The 24,482-nt window shown below is 63.5% G+C and carries 16 protein-coding genes; 11 read left to right on the forward strand and 5 right to left on the reverse strand.

The features are described from left to right. Window positions 1-255: 255 nt before the first annotated feature. Window positions 256-1,593 (reverse strand): ammonium transporter family protein, encoded by a 1,338-nt coding sequence (locus I0K07_RS00120; RefSeq protein WP_203290638.1) that lies wholly within the window; start codon window positions 1,591-1,593, stop codon window positions 256-258. 559 nt (window positions 1,594-2,152) lie between these two features. After that, window positions 2,153-2,533 carry a YbaN family protein gene (locus tag I0K07_RS00125; RefSeq protein WP_203290639.1) on the reverse strand — a complete coding sequence of 127 codons (381 nt, stop codon included), beginning with the start codon at window positions 2,531-2,533 and terminating at the stop codon, window positions 2,153-2,155. A gap of 432 nt (window positions 2,534-2,965) precedes the next feature. Between I0K07_RS00125 and ilvD the strand changes: the two genes are divergently transcribed. Genes ilvD through leuB form a run of 9 tightly spaced genes read left to right on the forward strand, consistent with a single transcriptional unit; the run spans window position 2,966 to window position 13,346 of the window. Next, complete coding sequence (ilvD, locus tag I0K07_RS00130; RefSeq protein WP_203290640.1) at window positions 2,966-4,699, forward strand: dihydroxy-acid dehydratase; 1,734 nt, start codon at window positions 2,966-2,968, stop codon at window positions 4,697-4,699. Then, window positions 4,696-5,721 (forward strand): ketol-acid reductoisomerase, encoded by a 1,026-nt coding sequence (ilvC, locus tag I0K07_RS00135; RefSeq protein WP_203290641.1) that lies wholly within the window; start codon window positions 4,696-4,698, stop codon window positions 5,719-5,721. The genes ilvD and ilvC overlap by 4 nt, the downstream gene beginning before the upstream one ends. A 15-nt stretch (window positions 5,722-5,736) precedes the next feature. Continuing rightward, complete coding sequence (gene ilvG, locus I0K07_RS00140; protein WP_203290642.1) at window positions 5,737-7,449, forward strand: acetolactate synthase 2 catalytic subunit; 1,713 nt, start codon at window positions 5,737-5,739, stop codon at window positions 7,447-7,449. Window positions 7,450-7,452: 3 nt separating this feature from the next. Next, window positions 7,453-7,755 (forward strand): ACT domain-containing protein, encoded by a 303-nt coding sequence (locus I0K07_RS00145; protein WP_203290643.1) that lies wholly within the window; start codon window positions 7,453-7,455, stop codon window positions 7,753-7,755. Beyond that, entirely contained in the window at window positions 7,737-9,326 is a 1,590-nt protein-coding gene (locus I0K07_RS00150; RefSeq protein ID WP_203290644.1) for a 2-isopropylmalate synthase, read from the forward strand. The genes I0K07_RS00145 and I0K07_RS00150 overlap by 19 nt, the downstream gene beginning before the upstream one ends. Before the next feature lie 14 nt (window positions 9,327-9,340). After that, the gene (locus I0K07_RS00155; protein WP_203290645.1) at window positions 9,341-10,297 is read left to right on the forward strand and encodes a branched-chain amino acid transaminase; all 957 of its coding nucleotides are present in this window, start codon (window positions 9,341-9,343) and stop codon (window positions 10,295-10,297) included. Then, window positions 10,287-11,720 (forward strand): 3-isopropylmalate dehydratase large subunit, encoded by a 1,434-nt coding sequence (leuC, locus tag I0K07_RS00160; protein WP_203290646.1) that lies wholly within the window; start codon window positions 10,287-10,289, stop codon window positions 11,718-11,720. The genes I0K07_RS00155 and leuC overlap by 11 nt, the downstream gene beginning before the upstream one ends. Continuing rightward, window positions 11,713-12,291, forward strand: a complete 579-nt coding sequence (leuD, locus tag I0K07_RS00165; protein ID WP_203290647.1) for a 3-isopropylmalate dehydratase small subunit — start codon at window positions 11,713-11,715, stop codon at window positions 12,289-12,291. The genes leuC and leuD overlap by 8 nt, the downstream gene beginning before the upstream one ends. After that, window positions 12,288-13,346 carry a 3-isopropylmalate dehydrogenase gene (gene leuB, locus I0K07_RS00170; RefSeq protein WP_203290648.1) on the forward strand — a complete coding sequence of 353 codons (1,059 nt, stop codon included), beginning with the start codon at window positions 12,288-12,290 and terminating at the stop codon, window positions 13,344-13,346. Before leuD ends, leuB begins: the two co-directional genes overlap by 4 nt. On the opposite strand, the gene I0K07_RS00175 is transcribed toward leuB, so the two are convergent. From I0K07_RS00175 to I0K07_RS00185, 3 genes are all read right to left on the reverse strand, one after another. Continuing rightward, on the reverse strand, window positions 13,343-14,323 hold the full coding sequence (locus I0K07_RS00175; RefSeq protein ID WP_203290649.1) for an alpha/beta hydrolase: 981 nt from the start codon (window positions 14,321-14,323) through the stop codon (window positions 13,343-13,345). The genes leuB and I0K07_RS00175 overlap by 4 nt on opposite strands. Window positions 14,324-14,424: 101 nt before the next feature. Next, a complete protein-coding gene (locus I0K07_RS00180) occupies window positions 14,425-17,181 on the reverse strand; it encodes a TonB-dependent receptor (RefSeq protein ID WP_203290650.1) in 2,757 nt (918 codons plus the stop codon). Between the two features lie 276 nt (window positions 17,182-17,457). After that, window positions 17,458-18,576, reverse strand: coding sequence for a THUMP domain-containing class I SAM-dependent RNA methyltransferase (locus I0K07_RS00185; protein ID WP_238934358.1), 1,119 nt, complete (start codon window positions 18,574-18,576; stop codon window positions 17,458-17,460). A 194-nt stretch (window positions 18,577-18,770) separates the two neighbouring features. Between I0K07_RS00185 and I0K07_RS00190 the strand changes: the two genes are divergently transcribed. Together I0K07_RS00190 and I0K07_RS00195 are read left to right on the forward strand one after the other, a co-directional pair. Then, a complete protein-coding gene (locus I0K07_RS00190) occupies window positions 18,771-21,710 on the forward strand; it encodes a S8 family peptidase (protein ID WP_203290651.1) in 2,940 nt (979 codons plus the stop codon). Between the two features lie 217 nt (window positions 21,711-21,927). After that, a complete protein-coding gene (locus I0K07_RS00195; RefSeq protein WP_203290652.1) occupies window positions 21,928-24,480 on the forward strand; it encodes an EAL domain-containing protein in 2,553 nt (850 codons plus the stop codon). The last annotated feature ends 2 nt before the right edge of the window (window positions 24,481-24,482 follow it).

A 24,482-nucleotide genomic window follows, 5' to 3' on the forward strand; every position in this document is an offset into this window, starting at 1 on the left:
CCTCGTTGGATCTGGGCGCCCTTGAGAGGCGCTTGCCGGTCGGTCTGGACCTGAGTTGTCCCGTGGCCTTCAAACTGACCGGCGCTGATTTCAATCCCTGGCTTGGGCTGGGTTTGGATATTCGAGTCCTGCCAGGTTTCAATTCCGTTGACTTGACTTGGGGTTCGTCTGGACCGGCCCCGGGTTGGCCGGCCGGTGCGGCGGGAGGCTTCGCCTCCGCTACACCAGCCGTCATCCCCGTTGTTTGGCCGGGGCCTACGCCTTTCCCTCAGCAGGAGAGGCGAAGATGGAACCAGCCGGAGCACCGAGTTCGGAGAGGTCACCACCGACCACTTCCGCATCCGGCGACAGACGCACACCCAGGGTGATCTTCAGGACCAGCCACACCACGAAAGAGGTGATGAAGACGAAGGCACCGATCGCTCCGACACCAACAGCCTGACCGAAGAAGGTCGCGTCGGAATTGGTGAGCGGAACCGCCATCGTGCCCCAGATACCGGCGAACAGGTGGACCGGGATGGCACCGACGACATCGTCGATCCGCACGGCTTCCAGCAGTTTCGCACCGAAGGTGGCGATCACGGCACCGACAGCGCCGATGGCAATGGCTTCCAGGATGGTCGGCGTCAGCGGCTCGGCGGTGATGGACACCAGACCGGCCAGGGCACCGTTCAGGCAGTAAGCCAGATTGGCCTTGCCGCCGCCCAGGACGAGCGAGAGCAGGTAAGCCGTCACGACACCGGCCGCAGCGGCCATATTCGTGTTGGCGAAGATCTGCGAGATGGCCACGGCGTCAGCAGCCGAGCCCATGGCGAGCTGGGAGGCACCGTTGAAGCCGAACCAGCCGAACCACAGGATGAAGGTACCCAGTGTGGCGAGCGGCAGGGAGGACGGAACCATCGGCGTGGCGTTCGGACCGAAGCGGCCGGAACGGGCACCGATCAGGATGGCACCGGCCAGAGCGGCCCAGCCACCCGTGGAGTGCACCAGCGTGGAACCAGCAAAGTCGGAGAAGCCGAACTGGGCATCGAGCCAGCCACCACCCCATTCCCAGGAACCCTGGACCGGGTAGATCACGGCGGTCAGGACGACCACAAAGAGGAAGAAGGAGCCCAGCTTGACGCGCTCGGCGACCGTACCGGACACGATCGAGGCCGCCGTGGCGACGAACACCATCTGGAAGAACCAGTCAGACGCAGCCGCGTAGCCGGTCTCCAGCGAAATCACTTCGTCGCTGGCGAGCTCGGACGGGCCCCAGATCGCCGGCATGCCGAAGTAAGGCGTCTCGCCGCCATACATGATCTGGTAGCCGACCAGGTAGAACATCAGACCGGCGATGGAGTAGAGCGCGATATTCTTCAGACAGATGGCTGCGGCGTGCTTGGTGCGCACGAAGCCGACTTCCAGCATCGCGAAACCGGCGGCCATCAGCATCACAAGGAAGCCACCGATCAGGAAAAGAAGTGTGTTGAACACGAAGGCGGTCTCTTCCGAAACCTCGGCGCTGGCCGAGCCGGAAACAAGGGCCCCCGTGGCAAGCGCGATCAGCGCGCCCCCCAAAAGTTTTTGTCGCATATTCGTCTTGCCAATCATTGGGATCTCCCGCTCTGGCAACTCGTCCCTAGGACCCGCGAAGCACGCACGCGCACCGCAGGCGGAGCCCCCCAGCCGGGTTGCCCACTTGAAGTTCAAAAAGGGGATCGGATGACTGCGCACGAAATGTGCACGAATACGCCAGAATTCGTCCTGGCAAACACCACCTGACCCGCATCACCCGAAGGCGATGACGGACCCAATCAGCACGCTCTGTGGATGGCCGCATGGCTGCGGCTCTTGGTTTGACGACTTTATGACGGCCCGTGTTGCGCTGCAACAAATTTCTCAGACGCCATTAAATCGGGAAGCAAACACCACATTCACCGAATTTTCACCCGCTTTATGCAACAAACTTCCAACTTCGGAGAAAAGAGCTGGCGGCCGCAGCCGCCAGCAGTTCAATCCACAGAGTCGCGACATGATCGGATGCCGCGGGGAAATCTCCGGACGCTGGCCGCGGATGGGTCAACCGGATTCCTGCATATTTTTACCGCGCCAATTGGCTTGCTCGATATTGAGACAAATTGCTCGAAATGAGAGCAAGCTGAACCGCGGCTCAGCTTTTGTCCCGCGCCGGACCGTTCGGACGGGTCAGAATGAAGGTCGCTGCAGCAGCCATGCAGAGCAGCTGGATCAGGATCAATTGCAGGCGCAGGCCTATCAGCACACTGAGCAATAGCGCCGCCACCATGACCAGGATGGCACTGATCTTCGCCCGCGGACGAATCGCGCCGTAGAGCTGCCAGTCCCGGATCAGCGGTCCGAAACGCGGATGATGGACGAGCCAGTCATGCAGGCGCTTCGAACTGCGCGCGAAACAGAAACAGGCCAGAAGGAGAAAGGGTGTGGTCGGAACGAGCGGAAGGAGAATTCCGATCACCGCAAGTGCGAGAAAGACCCCACCGCCGAACAGCCAGAGGACGCGGATCAGCCCCATTCGGAAATCCTTTTGTAGGCCGGATCAACCGGCACCGAAATCCTGACTGGAATAAGCGTGCTCACAACATCGTCCCGCGGTATTTTTTTGCCACGATATTCACTTTCCGCATCCGCGCTGCAGTAATTTTCCAAAACGGGGGTTGCAATCTTTACCATCTCCAGTCACGTTGCAGCGCAATAGGAACACGGACACACCGTCATGCCGACCAACGCGATCACCCTGCTGGCCACGCCGGCCGCCGCCCCGAAGGGCGTGCGGGTGCTCGAGCTCGGCCTCCTCCTTCTCGTACTTGTACTCCTTATTACCAGCTCCATAACGGGAGTGGCGTAAGCGCCTGCCAAAAAGGGACCGACAGTCCAGGCAGACACGAAAAAGCCCCGCTCCCGATCACGGAGCGGGGTTTTTCGTTTTGCCTTCACGGAAATCTTGATGACCGACACACCGAAGAAAATCTCTGACGCCATTACCCAGGGGCCGGCCCGCGCCGCCGCCCGGGCCATGTTGCGTGCCACCGGCATGGAAGACGCAGACTTCGACAAGCCGATGATCGGCGTGATCAATACCTGGACCACGGTGACGCCGTGCAACATGCACCTGGCCGACCTGGCCGAGCCCGTGCGCGAAGCCGTGCGCGAAGCCGGTGGTCATCCGGTCGACTTCAACACGGTCGTGGTGTCCGACGGCATCTCCATGGGATCGGAAGGCATGCGCGCCTCGCTGATCTCCCGCGAAGTGATCGCCGACTCCATCGAACTGGCCACGCGCGGCCATTGCCTGGACGGCGTTGTCATCCTGGTCGGTTGCGACAAGACCATCCCGGCCGCAGCCATGGCGCTGGCCCGCATGGATGTGCCGGGCTGCATCCTGTACGGCGGCACGATCATGCCGGGCCGTCTGGGCGACAAGGATTTGTCGATCCAGGACGTGTTCGAGGCCGTCGGTGCCCATGCTGCCGGCACGCTGGACGATGAAGGCCTGAAGGATGTCGAGAAGGCCGCCTGCCCCGGTGCCGGCGCCTGTGGCGGCCAGTTCACCGCCAATACGATGGCCACCATCCTGTCCGTGATGGGCTTCTCGCCGATGGGTGTGAACGACATCCCGGCCCCGCACCCGGACAAGCCCGCCGCCGCCGCGCGCTGTGGCAAGCTGGCCGTGGAACTGGCCAAGTCGGGCACACGTCCGCGCCAGTATGTGAGCCAGGCCTCGCTGCGCAATGCCGCGATCGCGGCCTCGGCCTCGGGCGGTTCGACCAATGCCATCCTGCACCTGGCGGCCATCGCGGCGGAGGCAGGCGAGCCCTTCTCCATCGACATTTTCGACGAAGTGTCCGCAATCGCGCCGGTGATCACCGATCTGAAGCCGGGCGGCCGCTTCCTGGCGCACCACATGTTCCTGGCCGGCGGCACGCGCCTGTTCTTCCAGCGCCTGGTCGAAGCCGGCCTGCTGACCGACACGCCGACCGTCACCGGCCGTTCCCTGTTCGAGGAAGCCGCCGAAGCGGTCGAGTCCAAGAACCAGCGCGTGATCTATTCGGTCGACAATCCGGTCAAGCCGGATGGCGGCTTCCGCATCCTGTACGGCGATCTGGCACCGGAGGGCGCGGCCCTGAAACTGTCCGGCCATTCGCGCACGGAATTTTCCGGCCCGGCCCGTGTCTTCGAGAGCGAGGAAGCGGCCTTTGCCGAGATCGAGGCCAACAGGATCAAGGCCGGCGATGTCGTCATCATCCGCAATGAGGGCCCCAAGGGCGGTCCCGGCATGCGTGAAATGCTGGGCGTCACGGCAGCCCTGGTCGGCCAGGGCCTGTCCGAGGATGTCGCCCTGATCACCGATGGCCGCTTCTCCGGCGCCTCCAAGGGTTTCGTGATCGGCCATGTCAGCCCGGAAGCGGCTGCCGGAGGCCCGATCGGCCTGATCGAGGAAGGCGACATGATCCGCATCGACGTGGCCGGACGCCGCATCGATGTCGAGGCCGACCTGGCCGCGCGCCGCGCCAGCTGGGTGCGCCCGGAACCGAAATCCATTGGCGGCGTGTTCGCCAAATATGCCGCGCTGGTCTCTTCGGCCTCGCGCGGTGCCGTCACCATTCCGACCGGTGCGTCTGCGCCGGCCGGCCCTTCTTCATCCGATACACAAGCATCCAAGCAGGAGATCAACGCATGACCGCGTCTGCATCCACCCCGGCCCCCAAGCGCGCTGCCTTTGAGGTCGACACCACCGCTTTCAAGTCCAAACCGATTGCGGTGATCGGCTATGGCAGCCAGGGCCGCGCCCACGCCATGAACATGAAGGATAGCGGCTGCGACGTGATCGTCGGCGTGCGTCCGGGCGGAGCGGGTGAGAAGAAAGCCCAGGCTGACGGCCTGAAAACGGCGACCCCGGAAGAGGCCACCAAGGCGGCCCATCTGATCGCCATCCTGACGCCGGACATGTCCCATGAGGAAGTCTATCGCGAGATGGTCGCTCCCAATCTGGACGCCGGTGACACGGTGTTGTTCGCCCACGGCTTCTCCGTGCATTTCGGCCGCGTGAACCCGGCTGACAATATCAATGTCATCCTGGTCGCACCGAAAGGTCCGGGTGATCTGGTCCGCCGCGAATACGAGATCGGCCGCGGCGTGCCCTGCCTGTTCGCCATCCACCAGGATGCCAATGGCAAGGCCCGCGAAATGGCGCTGAGCTACACGGCCTGCATCGGCGGTGCGACGGCCGGCGTGATCGAGACGAATTTCGCCGAGGAAACCGAGACCGATCTGTTCGGCGAGCAGGCCGTGCTGTGCGGCGGCGCCACCGAGCTGGTCCAGGCCGGTTTCGAAACGCTGGTGGAAGCCGGCTACCAGCCGGAAGTCGCCTATTTCGAATGCCTGCACGAGCTCAAGCTGATCGTCGACCTGCTCTATGAGGGCGGCATGGCGAAGATGCATGAATTCATCTCCGAGACCGCCATTTACGGCGATCTGCGCTCCGGTCCCCGCGTCATCAATGAAGAGACCAAGGAACGCATGCGCGAAGTTCTGAAGGACATCCAGGACGGCACGTTTGCCCGCGACTGGATCACCGAGAACCAGGCCGGCAAGCCGCAATACCAGGCCCTGCTGCGCAAGGATCTGGAACATCCGATCGAGAAAACCGGTGCCGCCCTGCGCGCCGACATGCCGTGGCTGCAGCCCGGCGCCAATCAGTAAAGACCCGAGCGTATCATGACCGCCCTGCCCGCAACCGATCCCCATACCGACACGCCGTCGGCCGCAGCCCAGCCCAAGCAGACCGGGGCGCATGCTGTCGTGCGCACCCTGGAAGCCCTGGGTGTGGAGCGGGTATTCGGCTATCCGGGCGGGGCGATCATGCCCGTTTATGACGCGCTGACCGGCTCGTCGCTGAAACACATCCTGGTCCGTCATGAGCAGGCGGCGGCCTTTGCTGCCGATGCCCAGGCGCGCCTGACCGGCAAGGCCGGCGTGTGCATGGCGACCTCGGGTCCGGGCGCCACCAATCTGCTGACCGGCATCGCCAATGCCTATATGGACAGTGTTCCCATGGTCATCCTGACCGGCCAGGTCCCGTCGGGCCTGATGGGCACGGATGCCTTCCAGGAAGTGGACGTGTTCGGCATGTCCATGCCGGTCGTGAAACACTCGATCATCATCCGCGATGCCGAACGCATCCCGGAACTGATCGCCGAAGCCTTCGACATTGCCGAATCGGGCCGCCCCGGCCCGGTGCTGATCGACATGCCGAAGGATATCCTTCAAGCCGAGGCGTACCCCACCTTACCCCCAGTGTCTCGGCCCACAGCAGGGCCGTCCCGCGCCGATCAAGCTGATGTCGATGCGGCGACAGCCCTGCTGTCCCAATCCAAGCGCCCCGTCCTGTATATTGGCGGCGGTGTCGCCCTGGGCGGTGCCGTTGATGCCGTCCGCGCCTTCATGGACCGGACCGGCATCCCCGCCGTTGCCACGCTGAAAGGCCTGGGCTGTCCGCATCCGGACGCGCCGGACTATCTGGGCATGCTGGGCATGCATGGCGGCCGCGCCGCCAATGTCGCCGTGGACGAGTGCGATCTGCTGATCTGCTGCGGCGCCCGCTTTGATGACCGGGCCACGGGTCGACTGGACAGTTTTGCCCAAGGCGCCCGCATCATCCACATGGACCTGGACAGCGCCGAGATCGGCAAGCTGCGCGCCGCCGATGTCGCCATGGCCGGCGATATCGCCGACGCGCTGGACCGGATGGATCCGGGCTATCTGGACATCACCGAATGGCGTGAAGAATGCCGCGACCGCAAGGCGCGCCATGAATTCCGCTATGACGCGCCGGGCAATGGCGTCTATGCGCCAGCCATGCTGAAACAGCTGTCCGAAGCGGCCGGAGATGATTTCGTCGCCGCCTGCGATGTCGGCCAGCACCAGATGTGGGTGGCCCAGCATTGCCGCTTTGCCCGCCCGGAAGCGCATCTGACCTCTGCCGGTCTGGGCGCGATGGGCTATGGCCTGCCCGCCGGGATCGGTGCGGCCATGGAACGCCCGGATTCAAAAGTCGTCACGATCACCGGTGATGGCTCGATCATGATGAATATCCAGGAGCTGGCGACCGCCCGCCGCTATGGCGTGCCGATCCGGATCCTGTTGCTGGACAATGCCTCCCTGGGCCTGGTGCGCCAGTGGCAGGAATATTTCTTCGACCAGAATTTTTCCGAGATTGACCTCTACGACAATCCCGACTTCGCCGAAGTGGCGCACGCGTTCGGCATCGAGGCCTTCACCGTTCACAGCCGTGAAGAAGTGCCCGGTGCCATCGAGCGCCTGCTCAATTCGCGGGGCCCGATCCTGGCCCATGTGCTGATCGACCCGCGTGAAAACGTCTGGCCGCTGGTGCCGCCGGGCGCATCCAATGCCGACATGATGGAGGACTGAGACATGTTCGATACGCTGTGCGTTGAACTCGCCGAAACCGAAGGCGCCCTGATGCGTCTTATCGGCCTTGTCGAGCGTCGCGGTTTCACCATCGCCACGTTCGAGAAAAGCGAAGCCCGTGACGGGTTCGCCACCGTGACCATGCGCCTGACGGCGCGCGATGGCGTGCGCAATCCGGACATCCTGTCCCGCCAGATCGGCCGGCTGGTCGATGTCCGCGCCATCTTCACCCCGGAAATTGCCGCGGCCAGCCAGGCCGCGCATGCCCCCCATCAATGGAGCCAGGCATGTCCGCCCCGAATCTGACCCCGATCACCACGCCGCAGCCGGACCGTCTGCGGATTTTCGACACCACGCTGCGCGATGGTGAACAGGCTCCGGGCTTCTCCATGTCGCCCGGCGAAAAGCTGGAAATGGCCCACATGCTGGCCGCCATCCGCGTCGATACGATGGAAGCCGGCTTTGCTGCCGCCTCCCCCGGCGATGCCGAAGCCATCCGCCGCATTGCCGATGAAGTGCGCGGCCCGACGATCTGCTCCCTGGCCCGGGCCAATGAGCAGGATATCGACGCCGCGGCCTATGCCCTGGAGCCGGCCCAGCGCAAGCGCGCCCACATCTTCCTGGCGACCAGCCCGATCCACCGCGAAGCCAAGCTGAAAATGTCCCGGCACGAAGTGCTGATGGCGATCGAGCGCACGCTGAACCATGCGGCCGATTATTTCGACGAGATCGAGTTTTCCGCCGAGGACGCGCTGCGCACCGAACCGGAATTCCTGGTGGAAGCCCTGTCCTGTGCCGCCGCGAACGGCGCGGACGTGTTGAACGTACCGGACACGGTCGGCTATTCCGAGCCGGACGAGATCTACAAGGTCTTCAAAATGCTGGTCGAACAGGTCGAGCGGCCGGAGCATGTGATCTTCTCCGCGCACTGCCATGACGATCTGGGCCTGGCCGTCGCCAATTCCCTGGCCGCCGTAAAAGCGGGCGCCCGCCAGGTGGAATGTGCCCTGAACGGGATTGGCGAACGCGCCGGCAATTGCTCGATGGAAGAGATCATCATGGCGCTGAATGTCCGCGCCGACATCTTCCCGGCTGTCAGCCATGCGCAGGCCAATGCGATCTGGCCGGCCAGCCAGCGCCTGTCCCGCATCACCGGAACCGCCGTCGCCCCGAACAAGGCGATCGTCGGCAAGAATGCCTTTGCCCACGAGGCCGGCATCCACCAGCACGGCATGCTGGCCGACCGCCGCACCTATGAGATCATGACCCCGGAAAGCGTTGGCGCTCCCGGCTCGTCGCTGGTTCTGGGCAAGCATTCGGGCAAGCACGCCCTGTCCCAGCGCCTGACTCAGCTGGGCTATGCGCCCGGTCCGGACGAGCTGTCGCGCATCTTCACCCAGTTCAAGGCGGCAGCCGACGAACATGGCGAGATCAATGATGCCGACCTGACCGCGATCATGGAGGGCTATTCGGCCTCCGGTTCGCAATGGACGGTGCTGCGCACGGAGCTGCGCACCACGGCCGGCCGCAAGCCCAAGCAGTTTGCCCGCGTCGAGCTGGAACACCCCACGCGCGGCCGCATCTCCGACATTGCCTCCGGCGATGGCCCGGTGGCCGCCGCCTTTGCGGCGGTGGAACGGATCACCGGCTACAAAACCGATGTCATCAGCCTGGAAACGCGCCTTCGCACGCATGAGGGCCATCGCGAATTCGTGGCCGATATCGAGGTGGAAATCGACGGGCGGCGCTTTACCGGCCGGGCCCGCGGCCCCGACATCGTAACCGCGGCCATCGACGCCCTTCTCTTCACTCTTGATCGTGGCGAGGCCAAGGCCAAAGCCGACTCCCAGAACACACAAGCGGCTCAGGCCGTCTGACCAGGACACCTATCATGGCTATTCAAGAAACCGATTTCATCTGGCGCAATGGCGAACTGATCGACTGGCATGAGGCCCAAACCCATGTCCTGAGCCACGCCCTGCATTACGGCACGTCCGTCTTTGAAGGCATTCGCTGCTACAACACGCCCAATGGTCCGGCGATCTTCCGCCTGTCCGACCATATCCGGCGCCTGTTCGACAGTGCCAAAGTCTACCACATGCCCATCCCCTACACCCAGGAAGAGGTGGAAGCGGCCTGCCGCATGGTGATCCGCTCGAACCACCTCAAGGATGCCTATATCCGCCCCATCGCCTTCTTCGGCTATGGCGGGATCGGCGTTCTGCCGGGCAAGGATTCCAAGGTCGACGTCAATATCGCCGCCTTCCCCTGGGGTGCCTATCTGGGCGAGGACGCCCTGTCCAAGGGCGTGAATTGCTGCATTTCCAGCTGGAACCGTGCGGCCCCGAACACGATCCCGACCGGCGCCAAGGCTGGCGGCAATTATCTGTCCTCCGTTCTGATCAGCCATGAAGCGCATTCGCGCGGCTTTGACGAAGGCATCGGCCTGGACGTGAACGGCCTGGTCTCCGAAGGCGCTGGCGAGAACATTTTCGTCGTCTCCGACGGTGTCATCCGCACGCCCCCGACCTCGGCCTCCATCCTGTCCGGTCTGACCCGCGACTCGGTGATCAAGCTGGCCGAAGCGGAAGGCTATGATGTGCGCGAACAGACCCTGTCGCGCGAGAGCCTCTATGTCGCCGAAGAGATCTTCTTCACCGGCACGGCTGCGGAAATCACTCCGGTCCGCTCGGTTGACGGTCATGTCGTGCGCTGTGGCGGCCGCGGCCCGATTGCGGAGAAAATGCAGGAACGCTTCTTCGGCCTGTTCACCGGCGAAACGCCGGACCGCTGGAACTGGCTGCAGCCGGTCGCAGACGGATCGATGGAGGTCCAGCATGTCGCCTGAGGATGCAGCTTCGGCGCCGCGTTCCCTGTTTGAAAAACTGTGGGACGCACACCTGGTGAGAGCCGAGACGCCGGACACGCCGGCCATGCTCTATATCGATCTTCACCTGGTACACGAGGTCACCTCGCCGCAGGCCTTTTCCGTACTGGCCGAGCGCGGTCTGAAAGTGCGCCGTCCAGACCGGACACTGGCGACGATCGACCATGCCACGCCGACGCTGGACTTTGCGCCGGGCGAAACTCCGCCCTATGCGACCGAAGCGGCCCGCAATCAGGTGGAAACCCTGCAGGCCAATACCCAGGCCCAGGGCATCACCCTGCATGGCTGGGACAGCCCGCATCGCGGTGTGGTCCATGTGATCGGTCCGGAACTGGGCGCGACCCAGCCCGGCATGACGATTGTCTGCGGCGACAGCCATACCGCCACGCATGGCGCTTTCGGGGCGCTGGCCTTCGGCATCGGCACGACCGAGGTCGGCCATGTCCTGGCGACGCAGTGCCTTTTGCAGCGCAAGCCGAAATCCATGCGCATCAATGTCGAGGGTGAAACCGCTCCCGGCGTCAGTGCCAAGGACATCATTCTCGCCATCATCGCCGAGATCGGCGTCGATGGCGGCACGGGCTGTGTGATCGAATATGCCGGCTCGGCCATCGAGGCGCTGGACATGGATGGCCGGATGACGGTCTGCAACATGTCGATCGAGGCCGGTGCCCGCGCCGGCATGATCGCTGCGGACGAGACCACTTTCGCCTGGCTGAAAGGCCGCGAGCGCGTGCCCTCCGGTGCGGATTGGGACAAGGCGGTCGAGGCCTGGTCGGACTATCGCAGCGATCCGGGTGCGCATTTTGACAAGGAAGTCATGATCGACGCCGCCAAGATCCGGCCCATGGTCACCTGGGGCACAGCCCCGGATACCGGGATCGCGATCGATGCACCGGTACCGGACGCGCGTTCGGCTTCCCACGCCAAGGCGCTCAACTACATGAAGTTCGAGGCCGGCATGCCGGTCTCGGGCGCCAAGGTGGACCAGGTCTTCATCGGTTCCTGCACGAATTCGCGGATTTCCGATCTGCGCGCGGCCGCTGTGATCATGTCCGGCCGGAAAGTCGCCGCGGGCGTTCGCGCCCTGGTCGTCCCCGGTTCGGTGGCTGTGCGGGCCCAGGCCGAAGAGGAAGGTCTCGACCAGATCTTCATCGCGGCGGGGGCCGAATGGCGCCAGCCGGGCTGTTCCATGTGTATCGCCATGAATGGCGACAAGGGTGAGCCGGGTCAGCTGATCGTGTCGACCTCGAACCGCAATTTCGAAGGCCGTCAGGGCCCCGGTGCCCGCACCGTGCTGGCCTCTCCGGCGACCGCGGCGGCTTCGGCCATTGCGGGCCATGTTATCGACCCCGCCACATTGACGGAGCCGGCCCATGCCTGAGCAATTCAACACCCTGACGTCGCGCACTTTCGTGATCGATCAGGAAGACATTGATACCGACCAGATCATCCCGGCCCGTTTCCTGACAACCACCACGCGTGAGGGTCTGGGCAAGCTGGCCTTCCATGACTGGCGCTATGACAGTGACGGCAAGCCGCTGGACAATGTCTCGCTCAATTCGCTCGATACCGGCACGCACAAGGTTCTGGTGGCCGGGCGCAATTTCGGCTGTGGCTCCTCGCGCGAGCATGCCCCCTGGGCGCTCTATGATTTCGGCTTCCGCGCCGTGATCGCCTCGGAGATCGCCGATATTTTCCGCTCGAACTCGGCCAAGAACGGCCTCGTGCCCATCGTGGCACCGCCGGAAGCCCATGACTGGCTGATGGCGCATCCCGATGTCGAGATCGAGATCGACCTGGCCAATCAGAGCGTGAAACTGGGCAATGGTCCCAGCTTCCTGTTCGAGATCGAACCCTTTGCCAAGCATTGCCTGATGGAAGGCACGGACCCGCTCGGCTTCCTGACAGCGCAGTCCGACGCCATCGACGCCTACGAGAAACAACACGCATGACTTACAAGATTACGCTTCTGCCCGGTGACGGGATCGGTCCAGAAATCACCCAGGTGGCCCGCGCCGTCCTGGACCATGTCGCTTCCCTGTCGGGCTTCTCCATCAAATTCACCGAATGCGCCTTCGGCGGTGCCTCGATCGACCAGTATGGCGAACCGCTGACCGAGAAGACGCTGAAAGCCTGCCAGTCCGCCGATGCGGTCTTTCTGGGCGCGGTGGGCGGTCCGAAATGGGATCACGCGCCGGAGCGTCCGGAGATGGGGCTTCTGGCCCTGCGCAAGGCGCTGGGTGTCTATGCCAATCTGCGCCCGGCGGCCGTGCATCCGGCCCTGGCCGACAAATCCCCGCTACGGCCCGATCTGGTCGCCGGCACGGATGTGCTGATCGTGCGGGAGCTGACCGGCGGCATCTATTTCGGCGAGCGCGAGCGGACCGAAGACAAGGCGTCCGACAAATGCACCTACACGCGCGCCGAGATCGAACGCATCGCCCGGGTCGCCTTTGAACAGGCCCGCCTGCGCCGCGGCAAGCTGACTTCGGTGGACAAGGCCAATGTGCTGGAAACCTCCAAACTGTGGCGGGCCGTGGTGACCGAGATGGGCCAGCGCGACTTCCCGGATATCGAGCTGGACCACATGTATGTCGACGCGGCGGCCATGCACATGCTGCGGCATCCGGCGAGCTTCGACGTGATGGTCACGGAGAACATGTTCGGCGACATCCTGTCCGATGAAGCCTCCATGCTGCCCGGCTCGATCGGCCTGTTGGGCTCGGCCTCGCTGGGCGATCAGCGTCCCGGCCTGTTCGAACCCATCCATGGCTCTGCGCCGGACATTGCCGGCCAGGACAAGGCCAATCCGTTCGGCGCCATCGAGGCGGCGGCGCAATTGCTGGAGAGCCTGGACGAGATCGAGGCGGCCAAACGCGTCCGCGCAGCGGTGAATGCCATGCACGAAGCCGGCGAGTGGACGGGGGATCTGGGCGGCAGCCTGACCTGTTCCCAGGCCGGTGTGAAACTGGTCGAGCGGCTGGAAAGCCAGGCGGTGGCGGCCTAGTCGGCCGCCGCCTCCTCACCCATCAGCCCGTGCCGCCCCATCCAGGCGGCCACCAGATCCGGCCAGACCGCGACCGGCAGACCCGTCGTGTAGCGAATGCCGAAGCCGTGCCCGCCCGTGTCGAAAACATGGAGTTCCGTCGGCACACCCAGCGGCTGGAAGGCGGTGAACACGTCCATCGCATTGGGCAGGGGGACGGATGTGTCATCGATCGCGTGCAGGATGAAGAGCGGCGGCGCATCGGCGCGGGCCGCTTGCGCGATGTCATAAACCGCCAGCACATCCGCGGAGGGTTCCGGCCCCACCAGCCGGTCGCGCGAGCCTTCATGCACGGCCGGCCCGGACAGGCGCGTCACCGCATACATCAGCATGGACGCGTGCGGTTTGGCGGACAGGGCATCTGCCGCATCGCGCGGCGCATAGACCGCGGCGTCAAACCGCGTGGTCAGAGAACCGGCGACATGCCCGCCCGCGGAAAAGCCGATCACGCCGACGCGGCCGGGATCCACGTCATACTCGACCGCCTGTGACCGGATCAGCCGCATCGCCCTCTGGGCATCCTGCAGCGGGACATCTCGGCCATTCTCATGACCTTCATGGGGCAGGCGATAGATCAGGATGAAAACCGTCACGCCGTGTTCGTTCAGGGCCTCGGCGCTTTCATAGCCTTCCTTGTCCAGCACGACGCGCTGATAGCCGCCGCCCGGGATCATCAACAGGGCAGAACCATTGGGATTGTCCGGCCGGAAGACCTGAAGGCGCGGCTGGGTGATCTGCGCGACATAGCGGTCGCGGATCACATCCGGCTCCTCACTGCGCTCGACGATGATCTCGTCCAACTGCCCGGCCAGAGCCTCGCTGCCGGGTGCCGGAGCATTGGGCCAGAGCGCGATTTCCCCGTCCGGCTCGCGATGCTGGGCCAGGGCCGCAGCGGGCAGGCAGAACAGGATGAAAACAAGTCCCAGGGCGTAGCGCATGGCGTGTCTCCTCAGTCAGGTTCCGGTCCGGAAAGCGGATAAAAAAGGGGCCTGGCAGACCATGCCTGCCAGGCCCCATCGCTCGGAGGAAGTCAGTCCGATCAGAAGCTGGCGCGAATACCGAACAGGTATTCCGTACCGGTGTGGTGATAGACATTCGGCAGATTGCCGGTGTCATAGATCTGGTGCTCGAACTCGTCCGTCAGATTGATCGCCTCGAAGGTGAGATCGATCATGTCGTTGAGGACATAGGACGAGGCGAAGTCGAGATTGAAGCTCGAGTCCACGCCACGCTCATTGCGGCCGTTCGAGCTGGCATTCCGCGTCACATAGGCATCGCGGTAAGCCGCCGAGATGCGCGCCGACAGACGGTCATCCTCATAATAGAGGGTGGCGTTGTAGGCGTTCGGCGAGAAGCCGATGATCTCGTCACTGTCGACATAGGTGTAATTGCCCTGGAAGCCGAAATTGTCGAACGGTCCCGGCAGGAAGGTGAAGGGCTGCTGGTAGGCGACTTCGAAGCCCTGAATGGAGGCGCTGCCACCATTCGACACCTGGCTGATCTCGACGAGCGGGTCACCGCCAGCCTGGATCAGATTATAGAGCGGGCTGGAGGCCGGCGGCAGATTGGCCGGGAGGCCGGACGTGCTGTAGGGCACTTCCACCGACTGGGAGCTCGTGAAGAAGCTGTCGACATCCTTGTAGAAGATGGAGACGGCGAACAGGGCTTCTTCCGCGAAATACCATTCGAACGACGCGTCATAGGTGGTCGCACGATAGGGATCGAGACCCGGATTGCCGGCATTATAGCGGAAGGGCGGGCCGTTGAAGCTGTCCAGCGAACCACCCGGCGTCAGATTGCCCAGGGACGGACGCGCCATCACCTTGGCCGCCCCGAAGCGGACCACGATCTCGTCGGTGAAATCAAAGGCCAGGTTCAAGGAGGGCAGCGTGTCTTCATAGCTGCGCTCGACGGTCACTTCGGTCCCGCTGACCAGGCCGGTCGCCGTGGTCGTGGTTTCCACATAACGCACACCGATATCACCGCGCACCGGGATATCACCCAGCATGGCGGAGAAGTCGGCCTGGATGAAACCACCCAGATCCTCTTCGCTCACCGCGCGCTGATTGCCGGCCCGAACCGTACCCGGGATCGAGTAGATGCCGACGGCGGCTGCCGCAGCCGGGATGTTGGGAACCAGCCAGGCCGTGTCATTGCCGTTCGGCATGCCCAGGCCCGAACCGAAACCGGTCAGGACAGAGTAGAGGCCCGACGTGATCGGCAGACCCGAAGCGCCAACCGGGCAGGACACGCCCGGCAGGTTACAGACGATGGAACCATTCGTGCTCTCACGGCGGGCTTCCTGGGTTTCAAAGTCGAACTGCTTGAAGCTCAGCCCACCGGACAGGGTCCAGCTGTCATTGAGATCGTATTCCAGGCTGCCGGCGAAAGTGTCGAAGCCATTGGTCACGGACTGCGGACGATCCCGGATTTCGGTAAAGGCGAACTGGCTCGGATCCGTCACATCCAGCGAACCGAAATCAATCGACGGCGTCTGGAGGTTATTGCGGAAGTCGTAGGCATAGCCCGTCACCACACCGACGGCGTCGAACAGGATCGTCGTCTGGATCGGATTGTCGAATTCGGACTCAACCGTACCGGCGAGAAAATTACCGCGCAGGCGATCGGAGAAGTCGTGATCGATGTTCAGCGTGAACTGGGTGAACTCGGTGGAGAGTTCGTCATAACGTCCTTCCGAACGGATCGGATGCGTGCCGTTAGAGTTCGGGCTGACATCGAAATTACCGCTATCGATGATGTTCAGACCGCTGTTCACGGTGAAGCTGTTAACGTCGAACCGGCCCTGCTGGGAGCGCATGAAGACTTCCAGGAAGTTTTCCGTGCGCGTCGCGTCAAAGCTGGAATAGAGGGCATCCAGAGAGACGGTCGTGTTGTCACTCGGGCGGAATTGCAGACCCCCGGTGATACCCAGGCGCTCCTGCTCATTGGTCAGGCGGCCATAGCGCGGAATGCGCGGGTGATAGACCAGGGAGCTGGAATTGATGCCGGCGCAATCGGGACCGGCCGGGCAGGCCGCGCCATTGACGGAGTTGAAATTGCCGTCATCCCAGCGAACCGTGGAGAAGCCTTCCTCGATGATGGTGCGGTCGGTGTAGGCGATGGACAAATTGGCGCCGAAGGTCTGGTCATCATTGGACCAGGACACCAGGCCGGCAATACGCGGGCTGGTCTCTTCGGACAGGCTGTTATAGCCGATCTGGCCGGAGAAGGCCGCGGTCAGGCCCGGATCGTAATCGAAAGCACGGGCCGTGAAGAGATCGACCGTCGCCCCCAGCGATCCCTCATCCATGGAAGCCGACGTGGTCTTCGTGACGCGGATCTCGTTGAAGAGATCGGACGCGAACGTGTTGAAGTCGAAACCCCGGCCGCGGTTGGAACCGCCGGATGCGTCCGAACCACCCGTGGTGGACAGCGCTTCCATGCCGTTGATGCGCACGCGGGTGAAGTCGGCGCCCAGACCACGAACCGTGATCTGGCGGCCTTCACCGGCCACGCGATTGATCGAGATGCCCGGAATGCGCTGGATGGATTCAGCCAGGTTCAGGTCCGGGAATGCCGCGATGTCTTCCGCAACCACGGCGTCGACCACGCCGTTGGAGTCACGTTTCACATCGAGGGCAGCGGCCAGCGACTGGCGAAAGCCGGTCACGGTCACGACGTCGTCGGTTTCCTGCGCCTGAGCGGCACTGCCCAGGGCGGTCCCCATGACCAGGCTGGCCATGGCGCAGCCCGTCAAAAGGCGCAATTTGCCTGTCGGCGTCTTGGTAGTTTTCATAATGTCCTCCCCGCATGCGGCCGGTTTCCGGTCCGCTGGTCTGTTCCGATCCTGAGCCACCGGAACCGATGTCGCTTATGACACCGGTAGCATTTTCGGTCCCGGGCATCCACTCCCAAATGGAGTAACAAACACAGAGACGATGCCGGCAGCTTGGATGAGCCGCAGACTGCACAACAATGACACCGGTGGCAATTGCTTTTTCAATTTTTGCTTGCTGCAGCGCAACATACGCTTGCGAGTCCTGCTATACTTGAAGGATAGCTCTCAGAAAGCTCAGCTCAGAGCGTTGGTCCGGTAGAGCCGGATTTTCAAACCGCCATGATCCACCGGACGCCCGGGCGGCAAAAACGGCAGGCGAGTCGCGCGGGCCAGGGCCGCATCACTGGTCACCAGACCCACGCGCCAGCCGGAGAAGGACTTCTTCAAACCGACGCCCAGCGCATTATAGAGTCCCATCAGCGCTTTCCGGTTACCGATCCGGGCCCCATAGGGCGGATTGATGATCACCAGACCCGGCTCCAAGTCCGGGCGGACCAGTGCGCGAGCATCCCCGGTCTGGAAATGCGTACAGGCCGCCAATCCGGCCCGTTCGGCATTCGCTTCACTCATGCGGATGGCACCGGCATCCCGGTCCTGGCCCCAAAAGACCGGGTCGGGCAAGCGGACCGGCATGGCGGCTTTCATTCCTGCCCATTGCGTCGCATCGAATGTCCGCAAATGCTCAAAGGCGAAATGCCGCTCCCGGCCGGGCAAGAGGCCCGCCGCCATCTCTGCGGCCTCGATGACAAATGTGCCGGAGCCGCACATCGGATCGAAAACGGATTCCTGCCCGTCATAACCACAAGCGCGCAGGAAGAGTGCGGCCAAATTCTCGCGCATCGGGGCCTTGTTGACCTCCGCCTTGAAACCGCGCCTGTGCAGGAGCTCACCGGACGTATCCAGGCTGATCGTGCAGACATTATTGTCGATGCGCACGCGCACGGTGACCAGCGCGTCCTCCTGAATGGGGGCGCCCAGGCCTTCCCGGATCGCGGTTTCCACGCGCTGGGCCGCCGCCCCCGCATGATAGATTTTCGAGCCGCGACAGCTGGCCTCCACCCGCACCGGCTGGTCGGCCCGCAGCACCGATGCCCAGTCGACCTTGCGGGACCGCTTGTCCAGCTGGGCCAGGTGAACGACGCGGAAACTGTCGATACGGGCCAGGATGCGGCTCGCCCCGCGCAAGGACAGATTGGCCCGCCACACATCCGGCCAGCCGCCGCGGAACACGACGCCGCCGGGCACGCTCTGCGGAGACGCAAATCCGCAAGCCGCCACTTCACCGGCCAGTTCCGCCTCCAGGCCCGGCGGGCCCGCGCAGAAAATCTCGAAATCCATATCGGACTGGGTCAACTCATCCGCCAATTCTGCCCGTCATTTCCCCGGTCACGCCGGACCGGACATTAAGCCCCGAGAAACCATTGGGGAAGTTAAGGGTTTGGAAACTAAGAAAATTTGCAACTGCTTATCTCAAATGCCCCAGATTGTCCCGGTACGCCCAAGAAAGGGCTTTGTCGGGACGAAGCCCGAATTAGGGAGTTGGGGACATGACGAAGAAGCAGAACCTTCGCCAAACGAGCGCCGCACTGGCACTGACAGCCGCACTGCTGCCGGTGACAGGCTTGAGCGCCGCGCAGGCTCAGGAGTCAGAGGACACGGACAATAGTTCCGGCGTCTTCATTCTGCCCTTCCATGGTGACATCAATCCCTTCTTCCATGGTGATATCGATCCGTTCCACGGCGACATCTCGCCCTTCCATGGCGACATCAATCCGTTCCACGGCGACATCAATCCTTTCTACGGCGATATCAGCCCGTTCTGGGGTGACATCAATCCCTTCTGGGGCGACATCAACCCGTTCCACGGCGATATCAGCCCCTTCCATGGCGACATCAATCCCTTCTGGGGGGATATCGAAGCCTTCCACGGCGATATCGAAGCCTTCCATGGCGACATTAATCCCTTCTGGGGCGATATCGCGCCCTTCTGGGGTGATATCGGTCCGTTCTGGGGTGATATCAGCGCCTTCTGGGGCGATATCGACGCCTTCAGCGAAAGCTCGGCTGGCGATTACGGCTCGCTGGCGGACCAGCTCAATTCCATGTTTGCCCAGGCCGAGGCCGTGTTCGGGTCCGCCATCGAGGCGCAGACCGGCTCCAGCTTCCGCGATGCCTTCCTGGCTGACCTGCTGGCCAAATACGGTTTCGACCCGTCGGATCCGGAAAGCCTGGACGGTGTCAGCGCCGAAGACCGCTCGCGCTTCTTCCTGGACTTCTATGACGGCCTGATGGGCTATACCGGGATCGACCATGTCGACCACTGGATGCCTGCCATCAATTGGAGCCCGGCCCTGTCGCAATCCGTCGGCGGTGGCGATGGCACGGTTGTCGGCCTGCTCGACTTCTCCTTCGACGCATCCGAACTGCTCACCGTGCGCACCCAGCGCGGCGATACCAGCTGGATGAATTTCAATCACGGTGCCGCCGTGGCCAGCCTGATCGCCGCGCCGATGGACGGCCAGGGCGTGATGGGCCTGGCGCCGGAGAGCACGCTGATCAGCTATAATCCGTTTGATGAAACGCTGACCTCGAACTGGAATGATGTCCGCGAAGGCGTCCTGGCCCTGGTTCACCAGAATGCCAGCGTCATCAACATGTCCCTGGGTGTGCCCGGCTGGACCTTCCACCAGGATTGGGCTGACATCCTGTCCGATCGCAGCATCCGCCGCCAGGCGGGTGACACACTCTTCGTTTTTGCCGCCGGCAATGATGGCGTCACGCAGACGCGAAACGTCGATTGGAGCAGTGTCTGGAATGCCTCCAACCTGCTGATCGTCGGCTCCGTCGATCCGAACGGCCGCATCTCGCGCTTCTCCAACACACCGGGCACGGCCTGCCTGACGATCTACGGGCAATGCTATCGCGGCAATCGCCTGATGGACCGCTTCCTGGTGGCACCGGGTGAGCTGATCCTGGTCTCTGATGGTGAGGGCGGCGTGACACGCCTGTCCGGCACGTCCTTTGCCGCGCCTCTGGTGACCGGGGCTGCCGCCCTGGTGCAGGGACGCTGGGAATGGCTGAAAGCCCATAATGTGGCCGATGTCCTGTTGCGCTCGGCCACGGACCTGGGGGCCGAAGGCGTCGACGAAGTCTATGGCTGGGGTCTGCTGAACGTCGATGCGGCCCTGCGCCCGCTGGATGGCAGCAATCTCTATGTCGTCGATTCCCGTGGCCGCCTGCGCAATATCAATCGTCTCGGCGTTTCCGCCGGTCGTCTGCAAGTGCACGCCCAGGACGCCACCATCACCCTGTACGAGCCACTGGGCTGGACCTATCGCGACTTCCAGGTCTCCTATAATGAGCTGATGGCCAGCTCGGATCTGAGCGAGAGCCAGAAAGCAGCGATCACGGAGATCTATCTGGCCGAGCGCGCCCGCTCCGGCGAAGCCGGATTCGCCGATACGGTGGAAACCGGCCGCCTGGTCGACCGTTCGGGCAATCTGACGGTCACGGCCTTCGCTTCGGCGGCTGACCCGTATCAGCGCCTGTCCAATCAGGACCTGCCCTTCCAGGCCGGTCTGGAGATTGCCGACACGGCCTCCGGTCGCAGCCTGCGCCTGGGCATGGGTGAAGGCGCGCTGGCGCTGAACCGCCAGTCCGGCTTCCAGCTCTTCTCCGATCACCGCCCGGAAACCGGCGGCGTCAATCCGGTCCTCGGCTTTGCCTCGGGCGGTGCCTACATGCTGTCCAGCTGGCATGTGGCCGGCGCGACCCGGATGACGGTCGGCTTCAGCTCGACCGACGAGGCCCATGATTTCGTCAACCCGTTCACGGGTGAGGAACAGGCCATCCAGGGCGGACTGCCGTCCTACCAGGCCGCCGCCATGGTCGCGGATCTGAACCACACCCTGTCCGACAGCCTGTCGGTCAACATCACCTATACCCATCTGGAAGAGCAGACCGGCTTCCTGGGCGCCCAGGCGCCGGGCGCCATCGGCTTCGAGGGCGGCGCGAATACGGATGCCGTCAGCGTCGGTGCTGAAGCGGATCTGTCCGGATATGTCCAGCTGTCGGCCTCGGCCACGCTGGCCCGCACGGCCTCAACCGAGTTCAGCGACAGCGTCCTGAGCCTGAGCGAGGACGCTCTGTCCACCGCCTTCCAGGTCACGGCCCTGCGCCGCGGCGTGTTTGCCGAAGGCGATGCGGTTCGCCTGTCCGTGGTGCAGCCCCTGCACCTGGAAGACGGCACGCTGACCTATATGGCCGGCGAGATCAGCGACCGCAGCACGGGTGCCATCTCGACGCAGACCCAGGAATGGGCGCTGGGTGGAGAACGGGCCGTCTATACCGAGCTTCTCTACGCCTTGCCGCTGTTCAGCGAACGGGCCGACCTGTCCGTCTTTGGTCGCGCCAGCCTGAACGGCAATACCGGCCCCGAAAGCGAAACCTCAATGGCGAGCGGTCTGCGCTTCGACCTTCGCTTCTAACCCGCTTCATCCGAAGAGCGAGAGCCGTCCTGACCTTGGCGTCAGGGCGGTTTTTGTTTTCTCAACTAACCAACCCCCTAATAAAAGCTTGAGAATTCGCCGAGAATTTCTGCCGAAGATTGGGCTGACTTTAACGAAATCCGACTAGGCTGCATTCTGGTTTTCAAGTCGGGTGGCCCCTTCTGTGTTCTGGCGTGTCGTATTTCTGGGCGTGAGCTTGGCGCTGTCTCCGGTTGCTGTAACAGCAGCTGCGAGCGCGCAATCGGCTACCGAAACGCCGGACACATTCTACAGCCTGATCGAAACCGCCCGGTCCTCCATGATGCGGGCGCCGCAGGACGCGCTGGATCTGGCCGATGCCGCCGAGCAGCAGCTGGAAACGGATGTTTCGCCGGCGGATCACCCCCAGGCACGCGCCACGCTGAACTGGCTGCGGTCGGAAGCCCTGACCCGGCTGGGACGTCCCGTTGAAGCCGAGCCCTACGCTCAACAGGCCCTGCGTGACCTCGGCGACAATCCGGAAGCGACCCAACTCTATGCCGACATTCTGGTCGCGATGGCCCGGGTCGAGCGGATCACCGGCCGCTACGGCCTCGCGCTGGAGCATTTCCAGGCGGCCTATACGGTCTATCGCCAGATCGACGCGCCGCGCAGCGAAGCCATCGTCCTGCTGTCGATCGCCTCCATCTATCGTGACGCCCACCAGTATGAGCGCGCGGTCGACTATTTCCTCGATGCCTCCAACCGCTATGACGCGGACCCGTCGCTGGAACTGGCGGCCCACAATAATCTGGGCAATGCCTATCGCGAGATGGGTGATTTCGAGGCCGCGCTGGACCATTTCACGCAGGCCCGGAACATCGCCATCGAGCTGGACAGCGCCATGCTGGAAGCGCGGATCCTGTCCAATCTGGCGGCGCTGTATGTCGACATGGGTGATTTCACAGCCGCCGACGAGGCGCTGGATACCTCCTTCGAACAGATCGGACCGGACGGGGCCGACTGGGCCCGCTTCCTCTGGGGCGTCCGCGCGCAAGCCGCCTTTGGCCGCGGCGAGGTCTCTGCCGCGCAAGCGATGATCGGCCGCACCTTCGACGACCAGAATCTGGAAGAAACCACCCAGTCCTTCCGCGAGTTCCACGAAGCCGCCGCCGACATTTACGAAGCGGCCGGACAGACCGCTGCCGCCCTTCCCCATTTGCGGGCCTTCAAACGCCTGGATGACGAGGCACGCGCCGTCGCCGCCTCTGCCAACAATGCGCTGCTGGGCGCCCAGTTCGACTTTGCCGAACAGGAATTGCAGATCGAGCAATTGCGCTCCGAAAGCCTGCAGCAGGAACTGACCCTGGCCGACACACGCGCCCGCCAGCAGCTCTACATCGTGTTCGGCCTGTTGGGCCTGGCGGCCATCTGCCTGGTGTCGGGCGGGCTCTATTACCGTGTTCTGCGCCAGCGCAATGCCGTGCTGCGCGATGCGCTCTATCGCGACATGGAAACCGGACTGCCCACCCGTTTCGCCGCTGAAAGCCGCGTTGAAGCCCTGGATTTGACCGGCATGGATCCGGTCGTGATGGCGCTGGGCATTGACCGTTACCAGCATCTGGAAAGCGTGCTGGGCTTTGACCGCATGGCCGAGCTGACCCGCGTCGTTGCCGACCGGCTGAAGCAGGATGAGGATGTCGACATGGCCGTCGTCCTGTCCCGCGGCGCGCTGGGCATTGTGCTGACGCGTCCGGCGATGCGCTCGCTGGAAGAGGTCGCCCAGGAACTCCAGTCCCTGTTGGCCGAGCCGCTGCATGTGGATGATGTCACGCTGGACGTCGCCGTCACGCTGGGCGTGGCCAGTGATGAGAGCCGCAATGCCTGTACCCGGGAAGCCATGCTGGCCGTTGAACAGGCCCGCGAGGCGAACCAGTCCTTCTGCATGTTCGATGCGGGCAAACAGCAGGATCACAGCGATAATCTCACCCTGATGAGCCGCATGCTGGCCGCCACGTCGAGCGGTCACATGCAGATGCATTATCAGCCCAAACTCCACCTGAAGTCCGGGGAGTTCCGCGCCGCCGAAGCGCTCGTGCGCTGGAATGATCCCGAGCGGGGTTTCATCCCGCCGGATGCCTTCATCGGACTGGCCGAGGAAACCGGGCGGATCCGCGAATTCACTGAATGGTCGCTGGACCGCGTCGTGACGGACCAGAAGAGTCTGATGGCCCGGGGTCAGGACATCCAGATCTCGATCAATATTTCCGGCGCCCTGATTTCCGATCCGGACTTTGGCCGCATCGCCCTGGACCGGGTGGCAGCGGCGCGCGGCCGGATCTCGTTCGAGATCACCGAGACGGCTGCCATGGGCAATCCGGAACGAGCCCTGCAAACACTGCGCATGTGGCGCGATGCCGGCATCAAACTGTCGATCGATGATTACGGCACCGGCCTGTCATCCCTGGCCTATCTGCGCTCGCTGCCGGCCGAGGAATTGAAGCTGGACCGCGCCTTCGTCAGCAATATCGCCTCCTCGCAGCGTGACCGCATGCTGGTGAAGTCCACCACAGATCTGGCCCATGCGCTGGGTCTGGAAATGACGGCGGAAGGCGTGGAAGACGAAGCCGGACTGGCCCTGCTGAAAATGCTCGGCTGCGACTGGGCCCAAGGCTATCTGATGTCCCGCGCGCTGCCGCTGGACGCGCTGCGCCACTTCCTGGCATCGCATACGGAAGGCTGGGTCGTGACCTCGGGCAGCCAGAAGGGCCGTTTCAACTCGGTAACCTGACG

It is taken from the genome of Maricaulis parjimensis (assembly GCF_016817355.1).
GTDB lineage: Bacteria > Pseudomonadota > Alphaproteobacteria > Caulobacterales > Maricaulaceae > Maricaulis > Maricaulis parjimensis.